The organism is Micromonospora lupini str. Lupac 08, from assembly GCF_000297395.2.
Lineage (GTDB): Bacteria > Actinomycetota > Actinomycetes > Mycobacteriales > Micromonosporaceae > Micromonospora > Micromonospora lupini.
In genome coordinates, this window is record NZ_HF570108.1 from 6150993 (window position 1) to 6175287 (window position 24295).

Here is a 24295-nt window from a genome sequence, read left to right on the forward strand (position 1 = left end):
ACGACGACCGAACCGTGGCAGTCAGGCTACGGGCGGCGGCGTGACCTGGGCTTCTCGATTCCTGATCGGTCTGGTCACCTGCTTCGCCGTGCACGACGGCATCCCGGCCGTCGCGAGCGCCGCCTCCCGCCGGTAGGTGCTCGGCGGCACACCTACCAACTCGGTGAAGCGGGTGCTGAAGGTGCCCAGCGACGAGCAGCCGACCGCGAAACAGACATCGGTGACGCTCAGGTCGCCGCGACGCAGCAGCGCCATGGCGCGCTCGACGCGCCGGGTCATCAGATAGCTGTACGGAGATTCGCCGTAGGCGAGCCGGAACTCCCGACTGAGGTGACCGGCCGACATGTGGACGCCCCGGGCGAGCGCCTCGACGTCCAGGGGCTGCGCGTACTCCCGGTCGATGCGGTCGCGGACACGGCGCAGCCGCGCGAGATCGCTCAGGCGCTGACTCTCGGCGGATCGGCTGGTCACCTGGAAAATCGTGCCACAGACCCCCGACGAGTTGGACCGCCCACGACCGCGCGCCTTCCCTGATGGGGGACGGCGCGTACCGTCAGCCGGCCTCGCGGCGGGCGCGGGCCCGGCGCTTGCCCTCGTGCATGGCCTGCACCCGGGCCACCGGGATGGTCCGGCCCTCCGCGACCAGGTCGGCGGGGAGCGACTGCGGCGCCGGCATCAGCGCGACCCACGGGTCGGCCCCGGCGAGCAGTGGCGGCACCGTCCGGATGGTGAAGTCGGCAGGCGTCACCTCGGTCAGGTGGGACCAGTCGACCGGGAAGGAGACCGGCATTCCGGGCCGCAGGCGCGGGCTGTACGCGGCCACGACCGTCGCCCCGCCGGACCGGGTGGCGTCCACGAAGACCTTCCCACCACGGTCCTCCTTGATGTACGCGGTGGTGGCGAGCGCCGGGTCGAGCCGCTCGGCGCGGACGGCGAGCGCCCGGGTGGCGGCGGCCAGCTCCTCGGCGGTGGGGTCGCCCGCCACCGGGACGAAGACGTGCACGCCCTTTGCGCCGCTGGTCTTGACGGCCCCGGCGAGGCCGGCGTCGGCGAGCGCCTGCCGGACCAGCAGGGCAGCGCCGACGGCCGCGCGGAACCCGTCGCCCTCGGGCGGGTCCAGGTCGAGCACCAGGTGGGTCGGTCGGTGCAGGTCGGCCGCCGTGGCCAGCGTCGGGTGGTACTCGACGGCCCGCTGGTTGGCGAACCAGAGCAGGGTGCGCCGGTCGTCGCAGAGGGCGTACGAGATCTCCCGGTGTGACGCCTCGGCCCAGACCGGCGCCCGGCGGACCCAGTCCGGGGTGTAGCGGGGCAGGTTCTTCTGCATGAACGGCGGCTGGCCGGGGCGGACCCGGATCACCGACAGCGGCCGGTCCCGCAGCTGCCCGATGATCGGCTCCCGGACCGCGTCGAGGTAGTCGACCAGGTCGCGCTTGGTCGCGTCGTCACGGTCGGACAGCGGCTGGTCCAGGTTGGTCAGGGCCACGCCGTCGCGGGTCTCGTCAGCCTCACTCACCCGATCACCCTCCCGGCCCCGGCGTCGTCGGTCAACCGGACGCGGCGCTTCGACCCGGAACGATTCCGCAGCCCGCCGTCGTCGACCGACGCGTCGACCTCGGCCGGCGTGTCGACGTCGGGCCGCGAACCGGCCGGCCTGTCGACGTCGGGCCGCGAACCGGCCGGCGTGTCGCCGTCGGGCCGCGAGCCGGCCGGGCGCCGGGGCAGCGTGGCCAGCGCCACCAGCAGCGCCGCGAGCACCAGGCCGGCGGCCACGGCATACGCGATCCGGTAGCCGCCGGCCAACGCCACCACCTCGGCCCGACCGGCGGCCCGTAGGCCGTCGCTGCGGGCCGCGGCCAGGGTCGCCAGCGCGGCCAGGCCGACCGCCCCACCAACCTGCTGGGTGGTGTTGGCCAGCCCGGACGCGAGCCCGGCGTCGCTGTCGGTGGCGCCGACCATGGCCAGCGTGGTGACCGACGGCAGGGTCAGGCCGCCGGCCACACCGAAGACCACCAGAGCGGGGAGCACGTCGCCGAGGTAGCCGCCGTCGGCGCGCAACCGGGCGAGCAGCAGGAAACCGACTGTCGCCAGGCCCAGCCCGGCCAGCAGCACGGTCCGGGCGCCCCAGCGACCGATGAGCCAGCCGGCCAGGCCGAGCGAGACCACCGCGATCACCACCGGGGTGGGCAGGAACGCCCAGCCGGTTGCCGCCGCGTCCAGCCCGAGCACGAGTTGCAGCTCCACGGCGAGCAGGAACTGGAAGCCGAAGAACGCGGCGACCATGAGGAACTGCACGGTGTTGGCCGCGACCAGGCCCGGCACGCGCAGCACCCGGGCCGGCAGCAGTGGGGTCGCCGCCACCCGTTGGCGTACGGCGAAGCCGCCGAGCAGCAGCGCCGCGAGCGCCGCCGCGCCGAGGGTCCGTGGGCTGGTCCAGCCGTGCTCGCCGGTCCCCACGATGCCCAGCACGGCGGCCATCAGTCCGGCGGTGGCCAGCAGGGCGCCGGGCACGTCGAGGCCGGCCCGCAGGCCGATGCCCCGTTCGGCGGGGAGTTGGCGGACGGCGGTGAGCAGGATCGCCGCCCCGATCGGCAGGTTCACCAGGAAGATCGAACGCCAGCCGGCCAGCTCGGTGAGCACTCCGCCGGCGACCGTGCCGACCGACGCGCCGGCCGCCCCGGTGAAGCTGAAGACGGCGATGGCGCGGGCCCGCTCGACCGGCTCGGGGTAGAGCCGGACGATCATGCCGAGGCTGACCGCCATGGCGAGCGCGCCGCCGACACCCTGGCCGAACCGCGCGCCGACGAGCACTGCCGGCCCGGTGGCCGCCGCGCAGGCCAGCGAGGCCACTGTGAACAGCACGACACCGGCCAGGAAGACCCGACGACGGCCGAGCAGGTCGCCGAGGCGGCCGGCGAGCAGCAGCAGCCCGCCGAACGCCACCAGGTACGCGTTGACCACCCAGGCCAGTCCGGCGGCGCTGAAGCCGAGGTCGCGTTGCACGGAGGGCAGGGCCACCGACACGACACTGCCGTCCAGGATGATCATCAGGCTGCCGGCGCAGAGCACGAGCAGGGCCGGCCAGCGGGCCGGGACGGTACGGTCCATCGCATGCCTCCTTGGTGCACGGTTTGTTACCGACGTCATCGTCTGTGACCATGAGCCGGAGCGGAAGGAGGCACTGTGATGTCCCAGAGGAACAGCGATGTGTCCGCGCAGGTCGCGGCGGAGTTCACCTGCGCCGCCGGGGACGTGCCGTTCACCCCCGGGCAGGCCCGGGCGTGCACCGTCCGCGAGGTGCTGGACCGGGTCGGCGGCAAGTGGAGCATCGGCATCCTGGTGGCCGCGTCGAACGGCCCGGTGCGCTTCACCGAGCTGGAGCGGCACATCGAGGGCATCAGCCGCCGGATGCTCACCCTGACCCTGCGCAACCTGGAGCGCGACGGTCTCCTGCGCCGCGTGGTCTATCCGACCGTTCCGCCGAAGGTGGAGTACACGGCAACGCCGATGGCGCTGGAGCTGTACGAGTCGCTGGTGGCGCTGACCAGTTGGGCCGAACGGCACCGCCGGGCCATCGCCGAGGCGCGGACCAGGTACGACGCCGAGCACGCCGGTTAAACCGGCCCCCGGTGTGGGGAACGCCACCACCTTCGTCTGACCGATCGGTCAGGATCTGACCGATCGGTCAGGCATGCTGGTTCACGGAGGTGGACCGGTGATGGCCAGAGCGGTGTCCGAGACGCACGGTGAGATCCTCGCCGCGGCGGCGCGACGGTTCGCGGTGACCGGCTACCGGGGCACCTCGCTGCAGGACATCGCCCGCGAGGTCGGCTGTTCCAAGGCCACCGTGCTCTACCACTTCGCCAACAAGGAAGCCCTGCTCGCCGAGCTGATGGCACCCGCGATCGGTGTGCTGCGCGACCTCGACGACCAGCTCACCGGCAAGACCGGCGCGGCCGCCCAGGAGGTCGCCGCCCAGGGCTTCGTCGACCTCGCGGTCCGCTTCCGGCGGGAGATCGCGGTGCTGCGCGGTGAATTCCCCGAGCTGCTGTGCCAGCCGGCGTTCGCGCACATCCAGCAGATCTCCGACCGGCTGCGGGACGCGTTGGCCGGGCACTCCGACCGACCGGGCGCCCGGATCGCCGCGCTGGTGCTCCTCGCCGGCATCTCCGAGGCGTGCGCCGAATTCGCCGACATCCCCGACGACGAACTGCGCGCCGCTCTGCTCGCCCTCGTCCGGCGGGCCGTCGAACCCGTCGACGCACCCTGACCCATCCACCCACGACCGAGGACAAGGACTCCTGATGGCCACCCTGCTCTACCGGCTCGGCCGGGGCGCGTTGCGCCGGCGACGCCTCGTCGTCGCGCTCTGGCTCGTCGTACTCGTCGGCGCCGGTCTGGCCGCGGCCACCCTGCGCGGCCCGACGGCGAGCAACTTCACCATGCCCGGCACCGAGAGCCAGCGCGCGCTCGACCTGCTCGCCGAGCAGTTCCCCGCGGCCAGCGGCGCGACCGGCACCATCACGGTCAAGGCGCCCGGGGACGGTCAACTCGCCACCCCGCAGGGCCAGGCCGTGGTGCAGGAGCTGGTCCAGCAGGCCGGAACGCTGCCCGGCGTGGTCGGCGCGGTCAACCCGCTCCAGGTCGGCGCGGTCTCACCCAATGGCCGGTACGCGCTGGTCCAGGTCCAGTTCGCCACCGGCGCGGACGAGGTGACCGACGAGCAGAAGACCGCGTACGAGGAGGTCGGCGCGGCGGCGAAGGCGCAGGGTTGGCAGGTCGCCCCGGGCGGCGAGGTGCTGGGCGGGGAGCCGGAGATCGGCTCGACCGAGGCGCTCGGCGTCGTGGTCGCCGCGATCGTCCTGATCATCACGTTCGGCTCGCTGGTGGCCGCCGGAATGACCATGCTCAACGCGCTGATCGGCGTGGGCGTCGGCATGGCCGGCCTGTTCGCGCTGAGCGGCGCCGTCCAGTTGACCAGCACGGCGCCGATCCTGGCGCTGATGCTCGGCCTCGCCGTCGGCATCGACTACTCGCTGTTCATCACCTCCCGGCACCGGCAGAACCTGCTCGACGGCCTGCCCCCGGACGAGGCCGTCGGCCGGGCCGTGGGCACCGCCGGCTCCGCCGTGGTCTTCGCGGGCGCCACAGTGGTCATCGCGCTCGCCGGACTGGCCGTGGTGGACATTCCGTTCCTCACCGTGATGGGCCTCGCCGCCGCCGGCACGGTCACCGTGGCCGTGCTCGTCGCCATCACCCTCCAGCCGGCCCTGCTCGGCTTCGCCGGACGCCGGGTGCTCCCCCGCCGGCTGCGCGCCGTTCCCACCGACGGCACCGCCACCGACGGCACCGCCGCCGACGAGGACGACACGGACGTCAGCGACCGTCCGGCCGCAACCACGACCAACGAGCAGAACCGGTTCGGCTTCCGCTGGGCGCGCCTGGTCACCCGGTTCCGCGTACCTGTCATCCTGGTCGGCCTGCTCGGCCTGGGGCTGCTCGCGCTGCCCACGCCGGACATGCGGCTGGCCCTGCCGGGCGCGGCGACGGCCGCCGTCGGCTCCCCCGCCCGGGTGGCGAACGACCTGACCGTCGAGGGCTTCGGACCGGGCTTCACCGGCCGGCTCGCGGTGGTGGTCGCCGGCGACTCGCCGCAGGCCACCTCGGCCGCCGTGCCGCAGGTCACGGCCCTGCTCCAGCGCACCGACAACGTCCTCGCGGTGGCGCCGCCCCAGCTCAGCCCGGACGGTCGGACCGCGCTGCTCGGCGTGGTGCCGAAGACCGGCCCGACCGACGCGGCCACCGAGACGCTCGTGCACGACATCCGCGGCTCGGTGAGCGGCATCCGCGACGCGGACGTGCTGCTCACCGGCGTCACCGCGATCGGCATCGACGTGTCCGAGAAGCTCTCCGACGCGCTGCCGATCTACCTGCTGCTGGTGGTCGGGCTCTCGGTGCTGCTGCTGATGCTGGTGTTCCGCTCGCTGCTGGTGCCGGTCAAGGCCGCGCTGGGCTTCCTGCTCACCGTCGCCGCCACGTTCGGCATCACGGTGGCGGTGTTCCAGCAGGGGCACCTCGCCGACCTCGTCGGCCTGGACACGCCCGGCCCGCTGATCAGCTTCCTGCCGATCCTGCTCATCGGCATCCTGTTCGGGCTCGCGATGGACTACGAGGTGTTCCTCGTGTCCCGGATGCGGGAGGACTTCGTACACGGCGCGACCGCCCGGCAGGCCACGATCAGCGGCATGGGGCACGGCGCCCGCGTGGTCACGGCCGCCGCCCTGATCATGATGTCGGTGTTCGGGGGCTTCGTCTTCCTCGACGACCCGGTGATCAAGTCGATGGGCTTCGCGCTCGCCGTCGGCGTGGCCATCGACGCCTTCGTGGTCCGCATGACCATCGTCCCGGCCGTGATGTCCCTGCTCGGCGACCGCGCCTGGTGGCTGCCCCGCTGGCTCGACCGCGCACTCCCGAACGTCGACATCGAGGGCGAGGGCCTGCGCACCCACCTGACGACCCAGACCCCCACCCGGGTCTGACCCCGTCCCGATGAACGAAAGGTGCGGCGCCCGTGTGGGCGCCGCACCTTTCGGCACTGCACTGCTCACACGCCGGCCGGGTACGTCTCCATCTCACCGGGAACGGCGGGCACCGCCAGCGGATGCAGGGCCGTCGTCTCGTCACACCAGATGAGGGCGTCGTAGCGTTCCCCCAGCCGGGTCGGCACGTAGTTGCCCCACGACTCGAAGGACGGGTCGTAGACCACCCCGATCGCCCGGTGATCCGCGGTTTCGGTGACCCAGTCCGGTTGGTCGTCGCCGCCGAAGACGAGCACCGCCCGCTCCGGCATCAGCTCGTGCAACCGCCGTTCCACCGAACCCTCCCGCGCCGGCGGCACCACCATCGCCTCGGAGGGCGAGCCCCACCGGGGAGCGGCGATCACCGTGCCCCGGTAGGTGCCGAACCCGATCAACGCCACCGCGTCGTCGCCGTGCCGCTCGCGGGCCAACTGACCGATGTTGACCATGCCGTCCGCGGCCATGTCGGTGGCCCGCGCATCCCCCACGTGCGTGTTGTGCGCCCAGACGATCCCGCGGGCGTCCGGGCCGTAGCGTTGCAGCAGCCGGTCCAGGGTGTCCTGCATGTGGGTGTCGCGGATGTTCCACGAGTCCGGGCCGCCGGCCACCATCGCCCGGTAGTAGCGCTCCGCGCCGGCCACCACCTCCGCGTTCTGCCAGGCCGAGAAGCGGTCCGGGCCGTCCGACATGGCCTGCTCCCGGGTACGCGCCAGCAGCCGGACGACCTCCTCCTCGCAGCGCGCGGAGACGAACCGGCTGGCCGCGCCGTACTCCTCGACCCTCTTGCCGTACGGCTCGAAGCACCGGTACGCGTCCTGCGCCGCCTCCAGCGAGGTCGGGTCCTCCTCCCCCAGGTAGTCGAAGATCGCCTGCATCGACTCCCAGAGGCTGTAGACGTCGAGCCCGTGGAAACCGGCCCGCCCGCCCTCCGGCTGCTCCAGGTTCCACGCCCGCAGCCAACGGCAGAAGCGCGCCACCTCCGCGTTCGCCCACATCCAGGTCGGCCACCGCTCGAAGTGCTCCAGCGCCGTCTGCGGATCGGGAGCCCCGCCCGGCGCGGCGGTGACCGAGCGGTGCACCCGGTCGCAGTCCGGCCAGTCGCCCTCCACGGCGACGAACGAGAAGCCGCACTCCGCGATCAGCCGACGGGTGAGCTGCTCGCGCAGCCGATAGTAGTCGTAGCTGCCGTGGGTGGACTCGCCGATCATCACCACCCGGGCGTCCCGGACGCGCTCCAGCAACGGGTCGAAGTCGCTCGGCGCGCCGAGCCGCTGAACCAGCATGGCAGCGGCTACCCGGCGGCCGCGCCGGCAAACCGTCGGCGCGTCGCCCACCGACACGCCGTGCGCGTGTACGGCTGCGGCCAACGGGTAGCCGACCGGCATGACCGTCACCGGCGTGCAGTTGCAGGAGTACCTGGCCGGCCTCGACTACCCGGTCTCCCGCGCGGACCTGATCCGCTGGGGGCAGGAGAACGGGGCCAGCACGGCCATGTTGCAGATGTTGCAGGCGTTGCCGGCCGAACAGTTCGAGTCGCCGGCCGAGCTGAGCGAGGCGCTGACCACCCTCGCCTGACCCGCCGGTCATCGCGCGTACAGCAGCCGGAACAGCACCAGCCACTGCTCCGGCCAGACGTACCCCACCGGGGTGTCCGACGCGATCCGGGTCGCGCGCAGGGCGGCCGCGACCCGGGCCGGCGGGTGGTGCCGGCGCAGGGTCGCGGCGAGCGAGCCGCCGACACCCTCGAAACCCCACCCCACGAGCCTGCGGTACGCCGGCAGAGCCGCCACCGGCAGCAGCGGCTCCGGCCGCCGCTCGATGCGCAGGATCCCGGCGTCGACCGCCGGAACCGGGCGGAACGCGGTACGCGGCACCCGCCCCGCCAGCCGCCACCCGAACTCCGGCCACGTCGACACGGTGAGCCGGGTCCACCTGCCGTAGTCGCCGCTGCGCCGGCGGGCGTACTCCAGTTGGGTGAGCAGGGTCGCGGACCGCAACCGGGGCGCGGCCAGGCACCACCGCACCACCGCGGAGGTCAGCGACCACGGGATGTTGCCGACCACCGCGAACGGCTCCGGTGGCGGCTCGGCGGCCAGGAAGTCCGCCTGTCGGTGCTCCACGTTGGACAGCTCCGCGCACACGGCGGCCAACTCGCGGCGGACGCCCGGGTCCACCTCGTACGCCGTCAGCCGCCCGCACCGGGCCGCGAGCGGCCGGGTGAGCTGTCCCCGGCCGGCGCCGACCTCCAGCAGGAGCCCGGCCGGATCCGGGTCGGCGGCACGGACCACCCGCTGCACGGCGGCACGGTCGACGAGAAAGTTCTGGCTGAGTACGCGACGGGACCGGTCGCGTTCGGTTGATCGAAACGGGCGGGGCGCCACGGGTCGTCGTCCTGTCTGTCGCCGCTCGGCGACGGGCTGGACAGGCAGCAGAAATTGCCGGACCTGTCCGAGTGGATCGGGACTCGGACGGCCCTGGACGATGCGCGGGTACGCGATGACGAGGCGACAGCCTCGTGCCGTGGCGAAGGATCAGCGGCGGCGGGGCGGCAGCCCCGGCGCACCGCGAAGTGGACCGATCAGCGGCAGGTCACGTCCCAGCCCGTCAGGGCCGGACGCCGGACGCGCGGACGGGACACCAGCAGGGCACCCCGGGCGGTCGGCGTACCGACCCCCTCGATCAGGGCATGCGTGATCATGCCCGCCACCCTACCGACCCCCACCAGAACTCCCCACCCATTTCCCACCCACCCCTCCCCGCCAGCCCCGCTCCCTGCTCACGGCCCCTGCTCACGGCTCCTGCTCACTGCTGCGTTGATCATGAAGTTATCGCCACGACACGCCGGGCGGGACGGCAACAACTTCATGATCAACGGGGTGGGTGGGTGGGTGGGGTTACGGGAGGGGGATTGTGCGGGATTCTGTGCGGGCGGTTTCGGCGGCGGCGAGGATCGTCACGACCTCGCGGCCGAAGCGGACGTCGCAGCGGTGGTCGCGGGTGCCGTTCTGCACCTGCTCGACGAGCTGGTCGATCGCCACACCGAACGCCGTGGCGGCGTCGTTCTCGCCGTACGGGACGGTCTCGATCCCGTTCTCGCCGTAGAACACGAACTCCCGGGCCATCGCCTCGCGCGGGGCATCCAGGGACAGCGAGGCGCTGCTTGTGGCACCGCCGTCGTGGGTGAGCAGCAGGTGCACCATTCCGCTCGGCCCGTCCATCGCCGCCACCCGGGTCACCCGCCCCAGCACCGGCAGGAGAATGGAGAGCGCGTGCGGGGCGATGTCCCAGAGCGCGCCGTGCTCGCGGCGCCACAGCGAGCCGCCGTACGGGCTGCCATCCTGGAAGATCGACGCGAACGCGGTGGTACGGCCGTGCTGCCAGCCACCGGCGGCGGCGGTCGCGGCGAGGAACGCGGTGACGTTCGGCTGGAACCGCTGCGTGAAGAACACGACCGAGGCGACCCCGGACGCCTCGGCGGCGGCGACCACCCGGTCGGCGTCCTCGACGGCGAGCGCCAGCGGCTTGTCCAGCAGCAGGTGACGACCGGCGGTGGCGGCACGGACCGCGATGTCGGCCTGGACGTCCGGCGGCAGCGCGACGGCGACCGCCTCGCACTGCTCGATCAGCGCGTCGACCTCGGCGTAGGCGGGCACCCCGTACCGCTCGGCCAGCGCGGACGCCCGCTCCGGGTTACGCCCCCACACGCCGACCAGTTCCGCGTCCGGATGTGCGTGCAGCGCCTTACCGTGCGTCTCGATCGCCCAGTGACCGGTGCCGAACAAGCCGAACCGCAGCACGTGTACCTCCGCTGTTTCCCCGCACCGTGACGACGCCACGGACGCGATCCACGCTAGTCGCCCCACCCGGGTCACCGGCGGCGGGTCGCCAACCACACCAGCTCATGCCCGGTGTCACCGGGCATGACCGGTGTCCGGTCGATGCCTGTCGAGCTGCCCACCCGTGGGGCGGCGCCGCCACCGACCGCGCACACTGCGGCGACCGGCTGCATGATCGACTCGACTTCCCTGACTCCGGGGCATCCGCAGGCCATCGACACCGTGCCGTACCGGAAACCGAGTCGATCATGGCGTCTCCCGGCCGCGCCCCATTCGTGGGCAGCTCTACAGCGGCCGCGTGCACCTCGGCCGGCGCCGCACGGCGGGCGCTGCGGGCACGGCGGGCGCTGCGGGCACGGCGGGCGCGGCGGCCAGGCAGCGTGACCCGGGTACTACGACGGTTAGTAGGCTGTGCCGGTGACCGAGGCAACGACCAGGTGGGGCCGATGACGAGCGCGGCGGCCGACTCGCCGGTGGACGGGCTCCTCGCGACGGCGTCGATCGTGCTGTCGCTGCTCGTCGCCGTGTGGGCGCTTGTCGCGGCGGTACGCCACCGGCCACCGGACCGGGTGCAGTTCACCGGCCTTGCCGTACTGGAACTGGCGCTGCTCGCGTTGGGGGTGCTGGCCCTGGTCGCGGTCGGTGGCGGGGAGCGGCCGGGCGAGCCCGGCGCGTTCTACGGCTACCTGGTCACGCTGGTCTGCCTGCCGCCGCTGGCGTGGGTGCTGGCCCGGATGGAGCCGACCCGCTGGGGTTCGGCGATCGTCTGCGCGGTCTGCCTGGTCGCGCCGGTCGTGGTGGTCCGCTTGCAGCAGACCTGGGAGGTCCTCGGTGGTTGAGACACAACCGGCCCGACGCGCCACGAACGCCGGTCCGGGCCGGCTCCTGATCGCGGTCTACCTGCTCTTCGCCATCGCGGCGACCAGCCGGGCAGGTCTGCAGATCGCCACCAAGTTCGACGAGGCCCCGGTGGCGTACCTGCTCTCCGCCCTGGCCGCGCTCATCTACATCGTGGCCGCGGTCGGTCTGGCCCGTGCCGGGCACACCGGCCGACGGGTGGCGCTGGCCTGCTGCTCGGTGGAGTTGGTAGGGGTCGTCGCGGTCGGCATCCTGAGCGTGGTCGACAAGGACCTGTTCCCCGACGAGACGGTGTGGTCGCAGTTCGGCAGCGGGTACGGCTACATCCCGCTGGTGCTGCCGGTGCTCGGCCTGTTCTGGCTCTGGCGCACCCGCCGCGACCCGGCCTGACCCGACGCCAACCACCGGCAGCCGAGGTAGGGCGCACCCCACCGGCGACCCTCCCGCTCACTGGCTGTCATCCGGACAGGCCGCTTCCTAGGGTCACAGGAGAGTCATCGAACGCTACTCCTGGCCGTTCCGGAGGTGGTCACGTGCATCCTTCCATCGAAGACCCGCCCGTCGAGGATCGAACGTCCGGGACGCGATCCCGGATCATCGACGTCGACGCTCTGCGGGCCGTGGCGCTGCTTCTCATCCTGATCGTCAACATCGCCTTCTTCGCCTCCGGCTACTCCTTCCAGCTGGTTGCGGATCCCGCGCACGACTCGTGGGGCGACCAGGCGGTCCGGTGGCTGGTCGAGCTTCTCTTCACGATGAAGGCGTACCTGCTCTTCTCCTTTCTGTTCGGCTACAGCTTCACGCTCCAACTGGATTCCGCCGCACGGCGGGGCGTCGACTTCGCCCCACGGTTCCGGCGACGGCTGGCCGGGCTCTTCGTGCTCGGCATCCTGCACGCGGTGCTGCTGTTCCAGGGCGACATCCTGACCACGTACGCGTTGCTCGGTCTGGTCCTGCTCGCCATGCGACGAGTCGCCGTCGGGACCGCCCTGCGCACGGCCGTGCTGGTGACCGGCGGGATCGGCTTCGTCCTCGCGCTCGCCGCCGTCGGCGGGACCCAACTGGTCACCGATCCGGCGGCGGCACTCGCGGCGGGGCAGCGGTCCACCGAGGCGCTACAGGGCGGGATCGGTTCCGTGATCGCCGAGCACGTACGCCAACTGCCGGCGATGGTCGGCGCGCTGCTGGTGCAGGGGCCGCTCGCCTTCTCGGCCTTCCTCTTCGGTTACGCGGCCGGGCGACGGCGGCTGCTCACCACCGTCGGCGGGAACCGGCAGCTCCTGCGCCGGGTGCAGCAGGTGGGCTATCCGGTCGGCCTGGCCGGCGCGGTGGTCTTCGCCTCGGGCGGGGGCACCGCCAACCTGACCGGGCTGACGGTGGGCGTGCTCACCGCGCCACTGCTCGCGGCGGCGTACGCGGCCAGCCTGCTCCAGTTCTTCCAGACCGACCGGGGACGGCGGGTCGTCGCCGTACTCGCGCCGGCCGGGCGGATGTCCCTGTCGAACTACCTGGGTCAGTCGCTGCTCTGCGTGCTCGTCTTCACAGGCGTCGGGCTGGGCCTCGCCGGCGCCGTCGCGCCTCCGGTCGTCGTCCTCATCGCGGTCGCGATCTACTGTGTGCAGCTCGTCGTCAGCGCGGCGTGGATGACCCGGTTCCGCTACGGGCCGATGGAGTGGCTGTTGCGGGCCTGGACCGAACAGCGGTGGCCACGGCTGCGGGCCACCGACCCGGCATGACGGGTCCCGGTGGGGACGGTGTGCCACCCCGCCTCGGCCCGGTATCCGCTTGCCACTGCCCGTCCGCGCGACGAGGGCGCCTCCTCCTCGGTCCGGCAGCGCCCTCGTCGAACGGTCGGGTCAGGCCCGCGGGCCGCCTGCGACGTAGATGACCTGGCCGGAGACGAATCCCGCCCCCTCGCTGGTCAGGAACGAGATGGTGTGCGCGACGTCCTCCGGGCGGCCGGGGCGGCGTACCGGGATCTCCGCGGCGGCGTGCTTCTGGAAGTCCTCGAAGTCGACCTTCATGCGGGCGGCGGTGGCCGCGGTCATGTCGGTGACGATGAAGCCCGGCGCTACCGCGTTCACTGTCACCCCGAACGGCCCCAGCTCGATGGCGAGCGTCTTGGTGAAGCCCTGCAGGCCCGCCTTGGCCGCGGCGTAGTTCGCCTGACCCCGGTTGCCCAGCGCGGAGGTGCTGGAGAGGTTGACGATCCGCCCCCACTTTCGCTCCACCATGTGCTTCTGTGCGGCCTGGCTGAACAGGAACGCGCCACGCAGGTGCACGCCCATGACCGTGTCCCAGTCGGCGTTGGTCATCTTGAACAGCAGGTTGTCGCGGAGCACGCCGGCGTTGTTGACAAGCACGGTGGGCGCGCCCAACTCGGCGGCGACACGGGCCACCGCCGCCTCGACCTGGTCGCGGTCGGAGACGTCGGCGCCCACGCCGAGCGCCCGGCCACCGTCGGCGGCGATGGCGTCCACCGTCTCCTTGGTGGCGGCCTCCTCGATGTCGACCACGGCGACGGCCATCCCGTCGGCGGCCAGCCGTCGGGCGGTGGCCGCGCCGATGCCGCGTGCGGCTCCGGTGACGATGGCGACGCGGGACTCCTCCGACATGATTACCTCCCGGTAACGTGGGGTCGATCGGAGGAGCTTAACGTCAGAACCCCCGACCCCGGCATAGGCGAATCCACCGGTATCCGTGCCCGGAGACCTTCACCGCGCCGAGTTTGCCCAACTCGCCGTAGCCACGGTCGGTGAGCACGTCGATCGGCAGGTCGGCCTCCGGTTCGAGGCTGCTCAGGTCCACCTCGACGTCGTCGGTGCCCAGGTTGTGCACGAAGACCATCGTCCCGGTGGGCCCGTCCGCCCGGTGCGCCAGCACTCCGGCCGGCACCGCGACGTCGATGTGGGTGGTCGAGCCGGAGCCGATCTCCGGGGCCTCCCGCAGGGTCCGGATCATGCGTTCGAACCAGGCGAGCAGCGACTTCGGGTCGCCGCGCTGGGCGGTGACGTTGACGTTCTCGTAGCCGAACTCACCCTTGTCGATGACCGGGCGGACCAGCTTCTCCTCCTCCGCAGTGGAGAAGCCGGCGTTGGGCTTGTACGACCACTGCATCGGGGTACGGATCGCCTCCCGACCGGGCAGCGACAGGTCCTCGCCCATCCCGATCTCCTCGCCGTAGCGCAGCACCGGCGTGCCGCGCAGCGAGAACTGTAGGGCGTACGCCAGCTCGATGCGTCGCCTGTCGTTGCCGAGCATCGGGGCGAGCCGGCGACGGATGCCCCGGTCGTAGATGCGCATGTTCTCGTCCGGGCCGAACTCGGCGTACACCTGGTTGCGCTGTTCGGTGGTCAACCGGGACAGGTCGATCTCGTCGTGGTTGCGCAGGAAGGTGGCCCACTGCCCACCGACGGGCAGCTTCGGGGTGTCGCGCAACGCCTCGATCAGCGACTCCGGGTCCTGCCGGGCCAGGGCGAGCATGAGCCGGCCGTTGAGCATGAAGTCGAAGAGCATGTGGATGCGGTTGCCGGAGCCGCTGGCGTCGCCGAAGAACGTGGGCAGTTGGTCCGGTTCGACGTTCGCCTCGGCCAGCAGGACGGCGTCGCCGCGCCGCCACTGCACGTGCTGGCGCATCTCGGTGAGGAACTCGAAGTCCTTCGGCGAGTCCGGGTTGCCCGGTTCGGTCAGCTCGATGATGAACGGCACGGCGTCCATCCGGAAACCGGAGACCCCGAGCTGGAGCCAGAACGACATGATCTTCTTGACCTCGGCGCGGACCTGCGGGTTGGCGAAGTTGAGGTCCGGCTGGAACTTGTAGAACCGGTGGTAGAACCATGCCTTGGCGGTCCGGTCGTAGCTCCAGGTCTCCTTCTGCTCACCGGGGAAGACCATTCCCTGGTGCCGGTCGTCCGGCTCGGTGTCGGACCAGACGAACCAGTCGCGGTACGGCGAGTCCGGCGACGAGCGGGCGGACTGGAACCACGGGTGCTCGTCGGAGGTGTGGTTGACCACCAGATCGATGATCACGCGGATGCCCCGGTTCTGCGCCTGGTGCAGCAGCTCGGCGAAGTCGCCGAGGGTGCCGAAGCGCGGGTCCACGTTGTAGAAGTCGGTGACGTCGTAGCCGTCGTCGCGGTTGGGTGACGGGTGGATCGGGTGCAGCCACAGGCAGGTCACGCCCAGCCGGGCGAGATAGTCCAGTCGACCGATCAGCCCTCGGATGTCACCGACCCCGTCGCCGTCGGAGTCGGCGTACGTGTCGATGTCGAGGCAGTAGACGACGGCTTCGGAATACCAACGGTCACCCATGCCGGAGGAACATCTCCGGTCGATCACCACGGCAAACCCGGGCGGCGGGGCCCGGCGCGGTTGGTTACCGTGCCGGTCATGGAGATCGACCTCGTACCGCCGAGCGAACCGCTGGACTGGGCCCGGGGCGCCTGGCTGCACCCGCCGGTCCGCGCCGAGGAGGGCCCGGCCGGCGAGCTGGTCGTCGAGGCCGGGGCGGAGACCGACTTCTGGCGGCGGACCAGCTACGGCTTCGTCCACGACAACGGGCCCGCCCTACTGGCGCCGCTGCCGGTCGGCGCCGCCATGGAGGTCAGCTTCATCCTCGACTTCTCGGCGCAGTTCGACCAGGCCGGTGTGCTGGTCCGGGTGGACGAGGGGACGTGGGTCAAGGCGGGCGTCGAGGTGAGCGACGGCGAGTCCCAGCTCGGCGCGGTGGCGACCAGGGAGTTCTCCGACTGGTCGGTGTCCCCGGTCCCGGGGTGGGCCGGCCAGGAGGTGACCGTGCGGGTCAGCCGGGCCGGCGACGCGCTCACCGTACGTGCCCGGGTCGCGGATGCGGCCTGGCGGCTGGTCCGCCTCGCACCGATGGACCCGGCGGCCGAGGCCGTGGCCGGCCCGTTCTGCTGTGCGCCGACGCGCGCCGGCCTCACCGTGGTGTTCACCGGCTGGCGGCAGGGTCCGGCCGACACCGCCCTGCACCCGGAGGGCTGACCCGGGCCCCTGCGCCCGGAGGGCCGACCCTGCCGGCGTGCCACGGCTCACGCCCAGGTGTGCCACGCCGGCCGCTGGGTATGACCATCCGATCCCCGGTAGCCGGCTCGGAAGGACGACCAATGGCGTACGCCCAGACTGGTGACCCGTCCGAGTTCACCGGCCTGACCGGGTGGGTGGCCTCGGTGATCGACGCGACGGGCCCGGTCGGCGTGGCGCTGCTTGTCGCGTTGGAGAGCATCGTCCCGCCGATCCCCAGCGAGATCGTGCTGGCGCTGGCCGGCTTCCTGGCCCACGAGGGCAAGTTCAACGTCGTCGTCGTGGTGCTGGCCGCGACGGTCGGCTCGCTGGTCGGCGCGCTGGTGCTCTACTGGCTGGGCGCGGCGCTCGGCGAGGAACGGCTCAAGCGCTGGCTGGACCGCATCCCCCTGGTGGACCGCGACGACCTGGAGAGGGCCGACCGGTGGTTCGAGCGGCACGGCCGGTGGGCGGTGCTGATCGGCCGGGTGGTGCCGGTGGTCCGCAGCCTGGTCTCCGTCCCGGCCGGGGCCAACCGGATGCCGCTGGGTGAGTTCGTCCTGCTGACCACGATCGGCAGCGGGGTGTGGAACGCCCTGATCGTCGGGTCCGGTTACGCGCTGGGCAGCCGGTGGCAGGACGTGGCCCGCTACAGCGACTGGTTCAACTACGCCATCGGAGCGGTCTTCGTCGTCATGGTGGTCGGTTGGGTGATCCGCAAGATCCGCCGTCGTCGCGAGCGCGACGACCGGCGGTCGGTGACCGCCGGTCGCTGATCCGCGTTCCACTCAGCCGGGCAGCACCACTTCTCAGCCGGGCAGCGCGACGGGCTGCTGGGGGCGGCGCAGCACCGCCTGCTCCAGCGCCGACCAGGCCGTCGTCGTCACCAGGTAGATCACCGCCGCGAGCGGCAGCACCAGCGCCACCAGCACGGTCGTGAACGGCAGCAGGGGCAGCAGCCGGCCGAGCGTGGCGGCGCCCGGCCCCTCGGTGGGCGTACCGGCCACCGTGCCGACCGCCGCCTGCGCCCGGCGTGCCCGCCGCGACGACCACCAGGCCAGCGCCAGCAGCAGGGCCAGCAGGACGACGAAGAGGGGTCCGGCCGCCCCGGCCAACCCATCGGTCACGTGATGGCCCAGCGGCACCCCGGCCAGCTGCTCGTCCAGCAGCCCCGTGCCGCCCTCGTCGGTGGCGAACAGTCGGTACAGCACCAGCAGGAACGGCGCCTGGATGAGCAACGGCAGGCAACCGGCGATCGGGTTCGCTCCGCCGGAGCGGTAGAGCGCGAACACCTCGCGCTGGAGTGTCGCCGGGTCGTCGGCGTACCGCTGCTGGAGATCGCGCACCTGGGGGGCGAGCGCCGCGCGGCGCCGTTCCCCGCGGACCTGCGCGACGGTCAACGGCGCGATGAGCAACCGGACGGCGATGGTGAGCAGCACGATGGCGGCGACTGTCGCCGTGCCACCGGCCAACGGTTCGAGCAGATCGGTGAGCCAGGACAACGCGGTGCCGGCGGCGCCGACGACGCTGTGCAGTGGTGCGAAGGCGAGCATGGGAAACCCCTCGGTCCGATTCCGGTGGGGTCCTCCCCGGCGGCGGCCGCCGGCACGGAGGACCGGTGACGGTGGGATCGGCCGCGCGGCGGTGGCGCTACGCGGCCGAGGGGCGTCCGGGTGCGCGGGGGCGGGGTCGTCCGGCGGCGTCCGGGTCGATCTGACGGGGAACCCGGCGACCTCGGGCGCGCGCACGCAGCCCGGCCCAGCGTCGCGCGACACCCGGTGTCCCCGCGTGGCCGACCACGTGCGCGGCGAGCAGCGCGGCGAACAGGGCCAGAGCGGTCAGGGCGGCCCCCGCCAGCAGGTCGGCCGGTCGGTCCGCCAGCATGGTGAGCTGGGCGAACGCGGACATCCACGCGACCCAGAGGAAACCAAGCGGCACCGGCACGGGCTCAGCATAGGACCCGCTGTCACGCCGCCCGGTCGAATCGCGATCCCCCCGGTGGCCGGCCCGTGCCGCACCACGCGCCAGTTGTGGCCGACACGCGCGGGCGGCGCGCCGTTCCACGTTTCCGGGCGTTGCCACTGTGGGTAACCAAGCGGCCGACCGACGCGGACGGACCGCGACAGGCAGAAACGGACGGTGGTGTCGCGATGACGGGCCAGCTGGCGGAGGCATCCAGCGGGACGACCGCGGGAACCGATGTGCTCACCGTGGGTGTCGAGGAGGAGTTTCTGCTCGTCGACCCGCACACCGGCGCCGCGGTGCCCGCCGTCGACCTGGTGCTGGAGCAGGTGCCGGCGGAACTGCGCGGTCAGGTCGAGCGCGAGTTCCAGACCAGCCAGATCGAGATCGGCACTCCCCCCGGGCTTGAGCTGTCCTCGATCCGGCACTCCCTCGGCGTACTCCGGAAGGCGCTGGCCGACGCGGCCGAGCGGGCCGGCGTACGGCTGCTGGCCATCGGCACCGGCCCGGTGGACGGCCCGGTGCCGCCGGTGGTCGACAAGCCCCGCTTCGACCGGATGATCGAACGTTTCCGGCTGCTCGTCCCCGGTCCCGGCAACAACGGCATGCACGTGCACGTGGGCATTCCCGATCCGGAGACCGGCGTGCAGGTGCTCAACCACGTCCGGCCGTGGCTGCCGATGCTGCACGCCGTCACCACCAACTCGCCGTTCTCCCACGGCGAGGACACCGGGTACGCGAGCTGGCGCTCGGTGGAGTGGGAGCGCTGGCCGTCGGTGGCGCCGACGCCCTGGTTGGAGTCGCACGAGCACTACCAGCGGCTGATCCGTCAGTTGATCTCCAGCGGGGTGATGCTCGACGAGGGGATGCTCTACTGGTACGCCCGCCTGTCGGCGAAGTACCCGACCGTGGAGCTGCGCATCGGCGACGTCTGCCCGACGGTTGACGACGCGGTGCTCGTCGCCGCGCTGGTCCGGGCCCTCGTGGCCACCGCCATCGCCGACGTCGAGGCCGACCGGCCGGCCCTGCGGACGGACCACCACCTGCTGGTCGGCGCGCACTGGCGGGCCGCCCACGACGGTCTGGAGGGCGACGGCGTCGACGTCACCACCGGCGAGTTGCGCCCGGCCTGGGAGCTGCTGGACGGGTTCGTGGAGCGGCTGCGGCCGGCGCTGGAGCAGCACGGCGACTGGGCGGAGGTGTCCGACCTGCTGGGCGGGCTGCGCCGCCACGGCACCGGCGCGGCCCGGCAGCGTGCCGTGTACGCCCGTACCGGACGGCTCGTCGACGTGGTGCAGGACGTGGCGCGACAGACCCGCGGCTGAACACGCCCGTGACAGGATGATCCCGTGGCGCAACGACTGATCGTCATCGGCGGGGACGCCGCCGGCATGTCGGCGGCGTCCCAGGCGCGCCGCCGTCGCGGCCGTGCCGACCTGGAGATCGTGGTCTTCGAGCGGGGTCACTTCACCTCGTACTCGTCGTGCGGCATCCCGTACTGGATCAGCGGGATGGTGTCCGGCCCCGAGGAGCTGATCGCGCGGACGCCGGAGACGTTCCGCACGCAGTACGCCATGGACGTGCGGATGCGCCACGAGGTGACGGCCATCGACCTGGAACGCCGCGAGGTGGTCGCCCGGGACCTGGAGGGCGGCGGCGAGGTCCGCGAGCGCTTCGACGACCTGGTGTACGCCGCGGGCGCGGTGCCGGTGCAGCCGTCGTGGGCGGACACCGACGCGGGTGGCGTGTTCGGGATGCAGACCCTCGACGACGGCGCGGCCCTGCGCGCCTGGCTGGACGCCGAGCCGCAGCCGCGCCGGGCCGTGGTGGTCGGTGGCGGGTACATCGGCGTGGAGATGGCCGAGGCGCTTATCGAGCGCGGCCTCGCGGTGACCCTGGTCGAGGCGGGCGAACAACCCATGGCGACGGTGGACGGCGACATGGCCGAGCTGGTCGCCGAGGCCATGCGCGGCCTCGGCGTCACGATCCGCACCAGCCTGCCGGTGACCGGCCTGGAGCAGCGGGACGGCCGGGTGTCCGCGGTGGTCACGGCCGAGGGGCCGATGCCCACCGACGTCGTGGTCCTGGGTCTTGGCGTACGCCCGAACACCGCGCTCGCCGAGGCTGCCGGCTTCCCGATCGGGCCGACGGGCGGCGTCCGGGTGGACCGCCGGCTGCGGGTGCCGGGGCTGCCGGGGGTCTGGGCGGCCGGCGACTGCGTGGAGACGCTGCACCGGGTCAGCGGAATGCCCGTGCACGTGCCGCTGGGCACGCACGCCAACAAGCAGGGCCGGGCGGCCGGCATCAACATCGGCGGCGGGTACGCGACCTTCCCGGGTGTGATCGGCACGGCGGTCACCAAGGTCTGCGACCTGGAGGTGGGTCGGACGGGCCTGCGCGAGCGGGAGGCCGAGGCGGCCGGCTTCGAGTTCGTCTCGGTGGTCGCCGAGTCGACCAACCGGGCCGGCTACTACCCGGGCTCACGGTTGATGACGGTCAAGCTGATCGCCGAGCGGCCCAGCGGGCGGCTGCTCGGCGCGCAGATCGTCGGCTGGTCCGAGGCGGCCAAACGGATCGACACGTTGGCCGTGGCGCTGTGGAACGGCATGACGGTGGATGACATGACCGCGCTCGACCTCGGCTACGCTCCGCCGTACGCGCCGGTCTGGGATCCGGTGCTGATCGCCGCCCGAAAGGCGGTCGACGCGCTGGCCGCACTCGACCGCTGACCCGCGTCCGCCGTGGAGGACCACCCCGTGACCCAGACTCCGACCAGGTCGGCCGCGCGCCGACGCCCGACAATGGTCGACGTCGCCCGGCACGCCGGGGTCAGCCTGAAGACGGTCTCCCGGGTGGTCAACGACGAGCCGGTGGGGCAGGAGCTGCTCGGGCGGGTGCTGGCCGCCATCGCCGAGCTGGGTTTCCGGCGCAACGACATCGCGCGCAACCTGCGCTCGCGGCAGCTCAACGCCACAGTCGGGCTGTTGATCGAGGAGATCGCCAACCCGTTCTACGCCACCATCGCGAGCGTCGCCGCCGAGATCGCCGCCGCGCACGGCACCATGTTGATCACCGCCTCCTCCGAGGAGGACCCGGAGCGGGAACGCGCCGTCCTTCAGGACTTCACCCAGCGCCGGGTCGACGGGCTGCTGGTGGTGCCGGCCGGCCCCGATCACTCGTTCCTGCGCCGCGAGGTCGAGCTGGGCATGCCTGTGGTCTTCCTGGACCGGCCACCGCAGGGGCTGCTCGCGGACGCCGTACTGCTGGACAACCGAGGTGGCGGCCGGGCCGGGGTCGGCGCACTGCTCGACGAGGGACACCGGCGGGTGGGTCTCCTGCTCGGCGCGCCGAGCGTCCCCACCATGCGGGAGCGGCTGGCGGGCGCGCGGACCGCGCTGGCGGCGGCCGGGGTCGAGCCGGACGACGCACTGGTCCGCGACCGCCTGATCGCTCCCGAGGACGCCGGCCGGGCGATCGCCGCGCTGCTCGACAGTCCGGACCCGCCCACCGCGTTCTTCTGCGGCAACAACCGGCTCACCGTCGGCGCGCTCGCCGAGCTGCATCGCCGGGGCAGCGACGCGGCGTTGGTCGGCTTCGACGACTTCGAGCTGGCCCACCTGATGCCCCGCCCGTTGCGGGTCGTCGGGTACGACACGCGGGAGCTGGCCCGGGTGGCCACGGAGCGCCTGTTCCAACGCATAGCCGGCGACGACTCCCCGCCGTCGACCACGGTCCTCCCCACGAGGCTCCTCCGCCGCGGCCTGCCCCGAACCTAGGGCCCTCCTCCCGGGTCGACCAGGGAGTTGATCGACCCGGCGAGGGGTCAGCCCGCGGCGGTGAGGAGGGCGTCCACCTCCGGCTTGCGGGGTGGGTCGGCGCCCCGGTGGGCGCAGGTGAGCGCGGCCACCGTCGCGGCCTGGCGCAGCACCCTGCTCCACTGCTGCTCGGTCACCGCGGCGAGCCGGTCGGCCGGACGGTCACCGAGCGCGTCGACGTCGGCAAGCGCGGCCAGCAGGCCACCGGTGAACGAGTCGCCGGCGCCGACGGTGTCGACCACAGTGGTGCGTACCGCCTGTTGTTCGTGCAGTGCGCCGTTCGGGGCGAGCAGCAACGCGCCCTCACCACCCCGGGTGACCACCGCGCAGGACACCCCGGCCTCGCGCCACTCGGCCAGCACGTCGCCCACCGAGCGGTCCGGGTAGAGCCAGGCCAGGTCCTCGTCGCTGGCCTTGACCAGGTGCGCGAGGCGAATCTGCCGGCGTACCCGCTCCTGCTCCGCAGCCCGGTCCGTGACGATGCTCGGGCGCAGGTTGAGGTCGATCGAGAGGGTCAGCCCGTCGCGGTCGCGTTCGCCGGAGAGCAGGCCCTCCAGCACGTGCGCGCCGGGCGCGAGCGCGAGTGCGAGGGACCCGGTGTGCAGGGCCGTCGCCGACGATCCGGCCAGGTCGGGCAGCTCCTGCGGGGTCCACTGCCAGTCCGCCGTGCCGTCGAGCCGGAACTCGTAGCTGGCCTGCCCGGCGGCGTTCAGGGTGGCCACCGCGACCGAGGTGGGCTCCTCGGCGTGGACCGCCCACCGCAGGTCCACCCGGTTGGCCGCCAGGTGGTCGGCGATCTGCCGGCCGTACCCGTCGGGGCCGAGCCGGGCCAGCAGCCGCACCGGCTGGTCGAGCCGCGCCAGGGTGACCGCCACGTTCGCCGGGGAGCCACCCGGTACGGCCCGCTGCCCGTCGGCGGTGACCACCAGGTCGATGAGGGCCTCGCCGGCGACCACGATCATGCGGTCACCGTGCCCGGGGCGAGCGGACCGGGGCCACCGAGCCCGTCGGCCGAACGGGACAGCAGCACCGCCTGGTAGGCGTGGTAGACGTCCGGCCGGCCGTGCCAGACCGTGTCGGCGGGCAGGTTCCGCGCGTCCAGCTCGTGCCTCCAGCCGGTGCCGTCGATCAGGTGACGGCGGGCGTACGCCCAGAAGACCCGGTACCAGTCGGCGTAGACCGCGTCCCCGGTGCGGCGGTGCAGGGTGATCGCCGCACCGATGGCCTCGGCCAGCACCCAGTGCATCCGGGAGCGCACCACCGGCCGGTCGTCCCAGTCGATCGTGTAGACGAAGCCGTCGGCGCCGTCGACGGCCCAGCCGCGCCGCACGGCGGCGGCGAACAGGGTACGGGCGTCGGCGACCAGCCAGCCCGGCGGCTGCGGCAGGACCGCCTCCAACTCCAGCAGCAGCCGGGCCCATTCCAGCCAGTGGCCCATCGTCGAGCCGTACGGCCGGAACGGGTCGGCGGGCTGGTCCCGGTTGTAGTCGAGCACCGGCGTCCAGTCGGCGGTGAAGTGCTCGGGCAGTCGCCAGTCGTGCCGGGCGGCCTCGGTGTGCACCAGGTGGGTGGCGATCCGCAGGGCCCGGTCGGTCCAGCTCGCGTCGCCGGTGGCGGCGGCAGCGGCGAGGAACGCCTCGACCATGTGCATGCTGCTGTTCGCGCCCCGGTAGTCCTCGGTGACCGTCCAGTCCCGGTTCCACGATTCGCGGACCGCGCCCGCCTCGTCGTCCCAGAACCGCTCCCGCACCACGCTCAGCACGTCGGCGAGCAGGCGGTCGGCACCGGGTCGCCCGGCCCGGGCGGCGCTGGACGCGGCGAGCAGCACGAACGCGTGGTCGTACCCGGCCTTGCGCTCGTCGGTCGGCGTGCCCTGCTGGTCCACTCCCCCGAACCAGCCGCCGTACCGGTCGTCGCGCAGCAGCGTGCCGAGCGCGGCGACGCCATGGTCGACGACGGCGGCGGCATCCGGGTCGCCGGCCAGGTGGGCGAGCGCCGCCACGTGGGTCATCCGGCAGGTGATCCAGGTGAAGAGAGGTTCGCCATGGTCCGGGGTGCGGTCGTCGGTGAGCCACCAGAACCCACCCTCGGGACGGACCGCGCGGCGGGCCGTGTCGAGCAGCGTGCGGGCCTGGTCGGCGAGGAACCCGTCCAGGTCGGGCAGGTCGGGTGCCCCTGTGGGAGCGGGGGTCGTGGCGGCGTCGGGTCGGGGCAGGTCGGTCATCTC

General features: G+C 72.9%; 24 protein-coding genes. 12 read left to right on the plus strand and 12 right to left on the minus strand.

The features are described 5' to 3' along the window. Positions 1 to 21 precede the first annotated feature (21 nt). The 3 genes from MILUP08_RS29125 to MILUP08_RS29135 form a co-directional block, all read right to left on the minus strand. Positions 22 to 471, minus strand: coding sequence for a helix-turn-helix transcriptional regulator (locus tag MILUP08_RS29125; protein WP_007464571.1), 450 nt, complete (start codon positions 469 to 471; stop codon positions 22 to 24). Between the two features lie 82 nt (positions 472 to 553). After that, positions 554 to 1513: a DNA polymerase domain-containing protein gene (locus tag MILUP08_RS29130; RefSeq protein WP_007464573.1), complete on the minus strand. Its 960-nt coding sequence runs from the start codon at positions 1511 to 1513 to the stop codon at positions 554 to 556. Then, complete coding sequence (locus tag MILUP08_RS29135) at positions 1510 to 3105, minus strand: MFS transporter (protein ID WP_007464575.1); 1596 nt, start codon at positions 3103 to 3105, stop codon at positions 1510 to 1512. The genes MILUP08_RS29130 and MILUP08_RS29135 overlap by 4 nt, the downstream gene beginning before the upstream one ends. Before the next feature lie 75 nt (positions 3106 to 3180). Between MILUP08_RS29135 and MILUP08_RS29140 the strand changes: the two genes are divergently transcribed. The 3 genes from MILUP08_RS29140 (at position 3181) to MILUP08_RS29150 (ending at position 6536) form a co-directional block, all read left to right on the plus strand. Continuing rightward, on the plus strand, positions 3181 to 3615 hold the full coding sequence (locus MILUP08_RS29140; protein ID WP_007464577.1) for a winged helix-turn-helix transcriptional regulator: 435 nt from the start codon (positions 3181 to 3183) through the stop codon (positions 3613 to 3615). A gap of 100 nt (positions 3616 to 3715) precedes the next feature. Further along, the gene (locus MILUP08_RS29145) at positions 3716 to 4267 is read left to right on the plus strand and encodes a TetR/AcrR family transcriptional regulator (RefSeq protein ID WP_039906798.1); all 552 of its coding nucleotides are present in this window, start codon (positions 3716 to 3718) and stop codon (positions 4265 to 4267) included. 34 nt (positions 4268 to 4301) lie between these two features. Next, the gene (locus tag MILUP08_RS29150) at positions 4302 to 6536 is read left to right on the plus strand and encodes an MMPL family transporter (RefSeq protein WP_007464581.1); all 2235 of its coding nucleotides are present in this window, start codon (positions 4302 to 4304) and stop codon (positions 6534 to 6536) included. Positions 6537 to 6601: 65 nt separating this feature from the next. On the opposite strand, the gene MILUP08_RS29155 is transcribed toward MILUP08_RS29150, so the two are convergent. Then, on the minus strand, positions 6602 to 7858 hold the full coding sequence (locus MILUP08_RS29155) for an erythromycin esterase family protein (RefSeq protein ID WP_007464583.1): 1257 nt from the start codon (positions 7856 to 7858) through the stop codon (positions 6602 to 6604). Between the two features lie 100 nt (positions 7859 to 7958). Between MILUP08_RS29155 and MILUP08_RS29160 the strand changes: the two genes are divergently transcribed. Beyond that, positions 7959 to 8150, plus strand: coding sequence for a DUF2795 domain-containing protein (locus MILUP08_RS29160; protein ID WP_007464585.1), 192 nt, complete (start codon positions 7959 to 7961; stop codon positions 8148 to 8150). Between the two features lie 8 nt (positions 8151 to 8158). Here the strand turns inward: MILUP08_RS29160 and erm are convergent, their stop codons facing one another. Then, complete coding sequence (erm, locus tag MILUP08_RS29165) at positions 8159 to 8956, minus strand: ErmE/ErmH/ErmO/ErmR family 23S rRNA (adenine(2058)-N(6))-methyltransferase (RefSeq protein WP_007464587.1); 798 nt, start codon at positions 8954 to 8956, stop codon at positions 8159 to 8161. Positions 8957 to 9469: 513 nt separating this feature from the next. Next, positions 9470 to 10372, minus strand: a complete 903-nt coding sequence (locus MILUP08_RS29170) for a Gfo/Idh/MocA family protein (protein ID WP_007464592.1) — start codon at positions 10370 to 10372, stop codon at positions 9470 to 9472. A 485-nt stretch (positions 10373 to 10857) separates the two neighbouring features. Here MILUP08_RS29170 and MILUP08_RS29175 point away from each other — a divergent pair, with 485 nt between their 5' ends. From MILUP08_RS29175 to MILUP08_RS29185, 3 genes are all read left to right on the plus strand, one after another. Next, positions 10858 to 11250: a hypothetical protein gene (locus tag MILUP08_RS29175; protein ID WP_007464594.1), complete on the plus strand. Its 393-nt coding sequence runs from the start codon at positions 10858 to 10860 to the stop codon at positions 11248 to 11250. Further along, on the plus strand, positions 11243 to 11659 hold the full coding sequence (locus tag MILUP08_RS29180) for a hypothetical protein (RefSeq protein ID WP_007464595.1): 417 nt from the start codon (positions 11243 to 11245) through the stop codon (positions 11657 to 11659). Before MILUP08_RS29175 ends, MILUP08_RS29180 begins: the two co-directional genes overlap by 8 nt. Positions 11660 to 11802: 143 nt before the next feature. Continuing rightward, a complete protein-coding gene (locus MILUP08_RS29185) occupies positions 11803 to 13005 on the plus strand; it encodes a DUF418 domain-containing protein (protein WP_007464597.1) in 1203 nt (400 codons plus the stop codon). 120 nt (positions 13006 to 13125) lie between these two features. On the opposite strand, the gene fabG is transcribed toward MILUP08_RS29185, so the two are convergent. Together fabG and MILUP08_RS29195 are read right to left on the minus strand one after the other, a co-directional pair. Next, positions 13126 to 13884 carry a 3-oxoacyl-ACP reductase FabG gene (fabG, locus tag MILUP08_RS29190; protein WP_007464600.1) on the minus strand — a complete coding sequence of 253 codons (759 nt, stop codon included), beginning with the start codon at positions 13882 to 13884 and terminating at the stop codon, positions 13126 to 13128. 43 nt (positions 13885 to 13927) lie between these two features. Next, positions 13928 to 15580 (minus strand): alpha-amylase family protein, encoded by a 1653-nt coding sequence (locus MILUP08_RS29195; RefSeq protein ID WP_007464602.1) that lies wholly within the window; start codon positions 15578 to 15580, stop codon positions 13928 to 13930. 78 nt (positions 15581 to 15658) lie between these two features. On the opposite strand from MILUP08_RS29195, the gene MILUP08_RS29200 reads away from it, so the two are divergent. Beyond that, positions 15659 to 16273 (plus strand): DUF1349 domain-containing protein, encoded by a 615-nt coding sequence (locus MILUP08_RS29200; RefSeq protein ID WP_007464604.1) that lies wholly within the window; start codon positions 15659 to 15661, stop codon positions 16271 to 16273. 122 nt (positions 16274 to 16395) lie between these two features. Continuing rightward, positions 16396 to 17067 carry a DedA family protein gene (locus MILUP08_RS29205; protein ID WP_007464606.1) on the plus strand — a complete coding sequence of 224 codons (672 nt, stop codon included), beginning with the start codon at positions 16396 to 16398 and terminating at the stop codon, positions 17065 to 17067. Between the two features lie 33 nt (positions 17068 to 17100). Here the strand turns inward: MILUP08_RS29205 and MILUP08_RS29210 are convergent, their stop codons facing one another. Together MILUP08_RS29210 and MILUP08_RS29215 are read right to left on the minus strand one after the other, a co-directional pair. Beyond that, positions 17101 to 17844 carry a YidC/Oxa1 family membrane protein insertase gene (locus MILUP08_RS29210; RefSeq protein WP_007464608.1) on the minus strand — a complete coding sequence of 248 codons (744 nt, stop codon included), beginning with the start codon at positions 17842 to 17844 and terminating at the stop codon, positions 17101 to 17103. Positions 17845 to 17941: 97 nt separating this feature from the next. After that, positions 17942 to 18235 (minus strand): DUF6412 domain-containing protein, encoded by a 294-nt coding sequence (locus MILUP08_RS29215; RefSeq protein ID WP_007464610.1) that lies wholly within the window; start codon positions 18233 to 18235, stop codon positions 17942 to 17944. A gap of 206 nt (positions 18236 to 18441) precedes the next feature. On the opposite strand from MILUP08_RS29215, the gene MILUP08_RS29220 reads away from it, so the two are divergent. From MILUP08_RS29220 to MILUP08_RS29230, 3 genes are all read left to right on the plus strand, one after another. Continuing rightward, complete coding sequence (locus MILUP08_RS29220) at positions 18442 to 19578, plus strand: carboxylate-amine ligase (protein WP_007464612.1); 1137 nt, start codon at positions 18442 to 18444, stop codon at positions 19576 to 19578. A 24-nt stretch (positions 19579 to 19602) separates the two neighbouring features. Further along, positions 19603 to 20982, plus strand: coding sequence for an FAD-dependent oxidoreductase (locus MILUP08_RS29225; RefSeq protein ID WP_007464614.1), 1380 nt, complete (start codon positions 19603 to 19605; stop codon positions 20980 to 20982). Between the two features lie 72 nt (positions 20983 to 21054). Continuing rightward, positions 21055 to 22029, plus strand: coding sequence for a LacI family DNA-binding transcriptional regulator (locus MILUP08_RS29230; protein ID WP_051065838.1), 975 nt, complete (start codon positions 21055 to 21057; stop codon positions 22027 to 22029). 47 nt (positions 22030 to 22076) lie between these two features. On the opposite strand, the gene MILUP08_RS29235 is transcribed toward MILUP08_RS29230, so the two are convergent. After that, complete coding sequence (locus tag MILUP08_RS29235; protein ID WP_007464618.1) at positions 22077 to 23030, minus strand: carbohydrate kinase family protein; 954 nt, start codon at positions 23028 to 23030, stop codon at positions 22077 to 22079. Then, a complete protein-coding gene (locus MILUP08_RS29240; RefSeq protein WP_007464620.1) occupies positions 23027 to 24292 on the minus strand; it encodes an AGE family epimerase/isomerase in 1266 nt (421 codons plus the stop codon). The genes MILUP08_RS29235 and MILUP08_RS29240 overlap by 4 nt, the downstream gene beginning before the upstream one ends. Between the last annotated feature and the right edge of the window lie 3 nt (positions 24293 to 24295).

Coding starts and splice junctions, on each gene's coding strand:
- MILUP08_RS29135 (WP_007464575.1), bottom strand. CDS start 3,105: ATGGACCGTACCGTCCCGGCCCGCTGGCCGGCCCTGCTCGTGCTCTGC.
- MILUP08_RS29195 (WP_007464602.1), bottom strand. CDS start 15,580: ATGGGTGACCGTTGGTATTCCGAAGCCGTCGTCTACTGCCTCGACATC.
- MILUP08_RS29200 (WP_007464604.1), top strand. CDS start 15,659: ATGGAGATCGACCTCGTACCGCCGAGCGAACCGCTGGACTGGGCCCGG.
- MILUP08_RS29220 (WP_007464612.1), top strand. CDS start 18,442: ATGACGGGCCAGCTGGCGGAGGCATCCAGCGGGACGACCGCGGGAACC.
- MILUP08_RS29240 (WP_007464620.1), bottom strand. CDS start 24,292: ATGACCGACCTGCCCCGACCCGACGCCGCCACGACCCCCGCTCCCACA.
- fabG (WP_007464600.1), bottom strand. CDS start 13,884: ATGTCGGAGGAGTCCCGCGTCGCCATCGTCACCGGAGCCGCACGCGGC.
- MILUP08_RS29155 (WP_007464583.1), bottom strand. CDS start 7,858: ATGCTGGTTCAGCGGCTCGGCGCGCCGAGCGACTTCGACCCGTTGCTG.
- MILUP08_RS29160 (WP_007464585.1), top strand. CDS start 7,959: ATGACCGTCACCGGCGTGCAGTTGCAGGAGTACCTGGCCGGCCTCGAC.
- MILUP08_RS29210 (WP_007464608.1), bottom strand. CDS start 17,844: ATGCTCGCCTTCGCACCACTGCACAGCGTCGTCGGCGCCGCCGGCACC.
- MILUP08_RS29150 (WP_007464581.1), top strand. CDS start 4,302: ATGGCCACCCTGCTCTACCGGCTCGGCCGGGGCGCGTTGCGCCGGCGA.
- MILUP08_RS29145 (WP_039906798.1), top strand. CDS start 3,716: ATGGCCAGAGCGGTGTCCGAGACGCACGGTGAGATCCTCGCCGCGGCG.
- MILUP08_RS29205 (WP_007464606.1), top strand. CDS start 16,396: ATGGCGTACGCCCAGACTGGTGACCCGTCCGAGTTCACCGGCCTGACC.
- MILUP08_RS29235 (WP_007464618.1), bottom strand. CDS start 23,030: ATGATCGTGGTCGCCGGCGAGGCCCTCATCGACCTGGTGGTCACCGCC.
- MILUP08_RS29175 (WP_007464594.1), top strand. CDS start 10,858: ATGACGAGCGCGGCGGCCGACTCGCCGGTGGACGGGCTCCTCGCGACG.
- MILUP08_RS29230 (WP_051065838.1), top strand. CDS start 21,055: ATGGTCGACGTCGCCCGGCACGCCGGGGTCAGCCTGAAGACGGTCTCC.